This is a genomic window from Candidatus Termitispirillum reticulitermitis (assembly GCF_054655775.1).
Genome location: NZ_BAAIHG010000076.1, coordinates 1 through 4,842 on the forward strand (window position 1 = coordinate 1; position 4,842 = coordinate 4,842).

General features: G+C 42.8%; 5 protein-coding genes. All 5 read right to left on the minus strand.

Annotation, left to right across the window (positions count from 1 at the left end; genetic code table 11):
* Positions 1-1,364 (minus strand): hypothetical protein (locus AC1MDJ_RS06715; protein WP_479690163.1); only part of this gene is annotated, 1,364 nt, incomplete at its 3' end.
* Positions 1,285-1,821, minus strand: a complete 537-nt coding sequence (locus tag AC1MDJ_RS06720; RefSeq protein ID WP_479690164.1) for a flagellin N-terminal helical domain-containing protein — start codon at positions 1,819-1,821, stop codon at positions 1,285-1,287. The genes AC1MDJ_RS06715 and AC1MDJ_RS06720, both read right to left, overlap by 80 nt.
* A 214-nt stretch (positions 1,822-2,035) precedes the next feature.
* Positions 2,036-3,553 carry a potassium/proton antiporter gene (locus AC1MDJ_RS06725; RefSeq protein ID WP_479690165.1) on the minus strand — a complete coding sequence of 506 codons (1,518 nt, stop codon included), beginning with the start codon at positions 3,551-3,553 and terminating at the stop codon, positions 2,036-2,038.
* A gap of 21 nt (positions 3,554-3,574) precedes the next feature.
* The gene (locus AC1MDJ_RS06730) at positions 3,575-4,582 is read right to left on the minus strand and encodes a hypothetical protein (RefSeq protein ID WP_479690166.1); all 1,008 of its coding nucleotides are present in this window, start codon (positions 4,580-4,582) and stop codon (positions 3,575-3,577) included.
* A gap of 6 nt (positions 4,583-4,588) precedes the next feature.
* Positions 4,589-4,842, minus strand: a 254-nt coding sequence (ybgF, locus tag AC1MDJ_RS06735; protein WP_479690167.1) for a tol-pal system protein YbgF, incomplete at its 5' end; no start/stop codon positions are given.

The following is a 4,842-nucleotide window of genomic DNA, read 5'->3' on the forward strand; positions in this document are numbered from 1 at the left end:
TCAGGGGTTATCTTAACAAGGTCTTCTATCTTTAACCCATTAGCCATATCTAAGCCAGCTTTGCTACCTATGGCATTAGCTAGTTTATCTATTAGGTCTTGAATGGTATCTTCCCCTTCAAGGGTAATCTCTGCCTGTTTGCCATTGCCATATATAGTTATAGTCTGCGTATTATCAAGCAGCATTCGTCCGTCCTCATTAGCGAACACTAGCCTGCCACCAACAATGGAATCTTTTAATTTGGTGTTATCTGGTGTCGGCGCTATCCAGCCCCATTCACCACCGGTCACTTCATCATCGGGCACGTTCCAGTCCCTGTCCCAGCTAATCTTTATCTCCTTGAACTCCCCGTTCTCTATAGTCATAGCTGTGAACTCAACGTGAGGGTCTCTTATATCCCAAAAGACCTTAGGAGATAAATTAGAACCCACTATATTAGTCCCATTAGGCACATCTATATCCAGTGAAACAGTCTTTATATACGTCATATTCGCAGAGTTAATATTCCAGTTGGTGTTAGTATCTGTCCAGTTAGTAATGCCCGGTATAACCTCCACATCGGGACTATTTGCTTGGTAGTAAAACAAAGCCTTGTCGCCAACAGCCATGCTATTGACAGCAGTCGCGGAGATGAAATACTGAAGACTGCTATAAGTGTTATTAGCCTTTTGCGTATATATGCTTGCCCTATAAGTAAGACCTCCAGTCCAAGTAAAGGGTGTTCCAAAAACATCTGCATAGTGCGTTACCCCGTCAGCAGGGTCCACATAAAATGAGCGGAGAAAGTCACCGTTTAAGAGTTGCCATGCTTTTGTGCCATCAGCAAGGTCTATGTAAGTGGTATTGCCCATGGCAGAAGCATATTGTGTATGCGTTGCGCCTCCTACGGCGTCAGCCATAGAAACTATCTCATATCCCATATAAAAGCCTGAGAAGTTATCATACGGATAAGTGTAGTCGTCAATCGTATACGTAGTGGGAACACCATCGTTGGTTATGGTCGCATTGTATGCAGGATACCCATGTGATTGCTCTAATAGCACTTGTCTGTAGTCAGCAATATTGTTTGTCTGTAGCCCACCACTCGTCGGCACCGCCCAGTTGCTAGCGTTAATGCGAAATGGCACTATATGCACTGTATCATCGTTAACTGTGAAGTGCACTTGTGTGACGTCGTCTAGTCCCTCTACCTGTATGTTAGTCAGACCTTTCGGATATACCAACGACTTCGTATAGTCCATGAGTTGTGCTGTCTGATAGACTGCATTTTCCCCTGCCTTAGTGCTAAATGTTAGCTTGTAATCTCCTGATACAGGGGTAGTAGCCCCCCCCCCCCAGCTGACTATATGAAATAAGAGCAACATCTATCCCCGATGACGCAGATATAGATACACCATTGCTGCCATCCAATAACCTCTTCGTGTTAAACTCTGTCGTCAAACTAACCCTGTTCACCTCGCCCTTTAACGCCTCTATCTCCTTCTGCAACTCCGCTCGGTCATTAGACGTATACGAACCTCCACCCGCTTGAACTGATAGCTCCCTCATACGCAAAAGCATATCATTCACTACACCTAACGCACCATCCATAGTCTGTAAATACGAAATAGCATCCTGCGCATTAGCAGTAGCCTTTGATAACCCGCTTATCTGTGTCCTTAACTTATCTGATATAGCTATACCCGAAGCATCGTCTGACGCATGGTTTATACGCAACCCACTAGATAACCCCTCTATTGAATGTGACAATGCCTTCGCACTACTGCTGATACCTCCCTGCACCAACACAGCCGCCGTATTAGTATAAACACTAAATGACATAAACAAGCCTCCCTGCAACCCCATAGTTCAATTCACAACACCAACTCGTTCGCTAACAAATAAAAAAAGCTGATAGAATAGCCCCTAAATATATACATAACATATATACATAAAGAACTTCCACCAGCCTGATTCCCTCATAGCTTAACTAAATTGTGCGTGAACTATAGCAGAAAAAGGGGAGGTTGTCAAGAGTTAGTTTATGTGCTAGCGACTAATCTTGTTTTTTCAGATTATACTTATGTATGCCCATAGATTCATAGGTTTCTCTCAGGGCGTTCTCATCATCTGTGATTACTAGCAGTCGGTCGCCAGAGGCTAGCTCAGTATTGCCTTTGGGTATGAAATAGCTACCCTTGCGCTTTACCATAACAGCGAGCGTCTTATCGGGCAAGTCTAAGTTCACTAGACGGTTTCCATCCACTAGTTGCGTTTCAGTCAGCAAAATTTCTGACATTGCAGACTTAATCCCCTCATCTAGTTCTATACCGAAATGCTTTAAGGTGTCGCCATGAACGGTTTTTTCTATCAAGCCCCACCTAACGGCAAGACTTGCTAATGTTGTGCCCTGTAAAAGCAAAGAGATAAGCGATATAAAAAATACGATGTTAAACATTACCCGTGCATTAGGAGTGTCCGCTACTAGTGGCAGTATCGCAAACACCACAGGCACTGCCCCACGCAAACCACCCCATACTATAAACTTCATAGAATCTAAGTTATATTGTTGTCTAAATGGTGCCATACATACCGCTACGCTGATAGGACGGGCTATAAAGATTAAACTTGCACCTATTACTATGCTTGATAGCAACACTCCTAGCAACTCGTGCGGACGAACCAATAGCCCTAACGTTAAAAATAATGTAATCTGGCTCAGCCACGACAGTCCTTCAAAAAAGTTAACAGATGAGCGTTTATTGACGATTTTGCCATTGCCGAGCACTAGTCCACTGATATAGACTGCTAAATAGCCATTGCCATGTAAGAAATACGTAGCCGAAAACGAGAATATGCACATAGTTACTATTAGAATAGGATAGAGTGCTTCATTATTAAGGTTTATCTTGTTGATAATTCGTATGCCTATATAGCCGACAGCAAGTCCAGCTAAAGCACCTACTCCAAGGCTCAATATCACATCAAACACTACCTTGCCTATGCTAAAAGTAGCGGTTGATATTATCAGCGACATAAATGTAGTAGTTAGCATATACGCCATAGGGTCGTTGCTGCCGCTTTCTACCTCTAACAGACGACCCAAATTGTATTTTAAGTTTAACTCTTTTGTGCGAAGTATATTAAATACCGATGCTGAGTCAGTAGATGACATTATTGCTGATAATAGCAGTGCTTCTAAAAATGTAAAACTTACTTTCACTATTAACAGGTTAGTAGCTATCCAGATAAATATCGCTCCTACGAATGTGATAACAAGGACGCCCAGCGTGGCAAGTGTCAGACCGGGTGCAAGTGTAGGCTTTACATCGGCAAGTCTAGTGTTAAGCCCGCCAGAAAACAGTATTAAAGATAGTGCCACCGTGCCGACACCATTTGCCAGTTGCAGGCTCTCAAAATCTAGCCCTAGTCCATCGCCACCAAATAGCATACCCACAGCAAGGAATATTAACAACACAGGCACACCGAAACGTGTGCTGGCTTTTGTAGCGAGCAGGCTCACAAAGAATAAAATTGAAAGGGTCAGTAAAAATATTTCTATCGTTCCAGACATTTACATGGCTCCAGTATTAAATTAGATAACTATGCCCAGCGTTGCAAAACCGCGTAACACAGAGGGTGGTTCATTTACAAAGGCGTTTTTGTTAGTTACATCTGATAAGACATTTACAATGCCAGTAGCATATCCTATGCCAAACTGCAGATTCACTGCTGATGTCATATCTATACGATAAGCCATTTCAAGGTTAAAATCAAGTATCAATATAGACTTGTTCTCAGGAAACCCGCCAGCAACAGCAATCCTATTGTTTGGCATATTGCGCCACATATAGCCTATACTCATCTGCGAACGCAAAACAAAACCGTCAACAAAAACAGGTTTAGATATATCAAAAAATGCACCTGCGGAATGCTCAAACACATTAACTATATATCGGGAGTTATCTATCAGTTTAGACGTGCGGACACGTCTTGTATCTTCATAATATAAACCGAAACGCGAGTAGCTGTCTAGTGAATCTTTGCGCGTAATAGGTGTGTCAATGGCGATTGCAAAGAAATTAGTCGTCTCGCAGAAAGATAATTTTTTGCCCGCTATTAAAACCTCTTTACCCGTGTATATATAGTCGCTAGGTAGCTCTTTGCCTGCCCAGTTTGCCAACTGTCGTCTATATTGCAAATATACCGATGAGTCGTAAGATAGTATATGAATTGTGCCAGGTATCCGCAACTCTGCAAAAAAATCACCGTAAAAGCTACCCGTTTCGTTGCTCACAGGAGCGGGGTTTGCCGATACATTATCAGTAAGCGATGCCGATAGCCTTGATATGAGCGGGATACGTTTAGGGCTTAGGAGCGAAATACGGTATGCTGAAACCTGCAAGTCGTCTGCAAGTTTCTGATAGCCCGTTGGAGATATTATGTAGTAATCAGCCCCGCCCCTTAAATCTATATAATCAGGGGCAGGATGTGCTCTCGTTTCCCATATATCGTAGGCATAAACTTCCAAAGACGCGATAGTTGATAACAAAAGCAACATTAGTGCTGTTAGCACTAATGTTGGAGCATACTTTATTCCCACGTAGTTTTATTTCCACGTGCCTAACGTTTTCTTAGCAACTTTTGCGGCTTCACTCTTCGGGAATTTCTTTATTACGCTGTTCAGAGTTGCCTTTGCTTTGTCGTTTTGCCCAAGACTTCTATATGTGTACCCCAGTTTTAACATAGCGTCAGGCACCTTAGGTTTATCAGGGTATTTAGCTATCACCGTCTCAAAAGCATCCCGCGCTTTGTCGTATTCTTTTAATGCATAGTAGCTCTCGCCTATCCAGTATTGGGCAT

Coding starts and splice junctions, on each gene's coding strand:
- AC1MDJ_RS06720 (WP_479690164.1), bottom strand. CDS start 1,821: ATGTCATTTAGTGTTTATACTAATACGGCGGCTGTGTTGGTGCAGGGA.
- AC1MDJ_RS06725 (WP_479690165.1), bottom strand. CDS start 3,553: ATGTCTGGAACGATAGAAATATTTTTACTGACCCTTTCAATTTTATTC.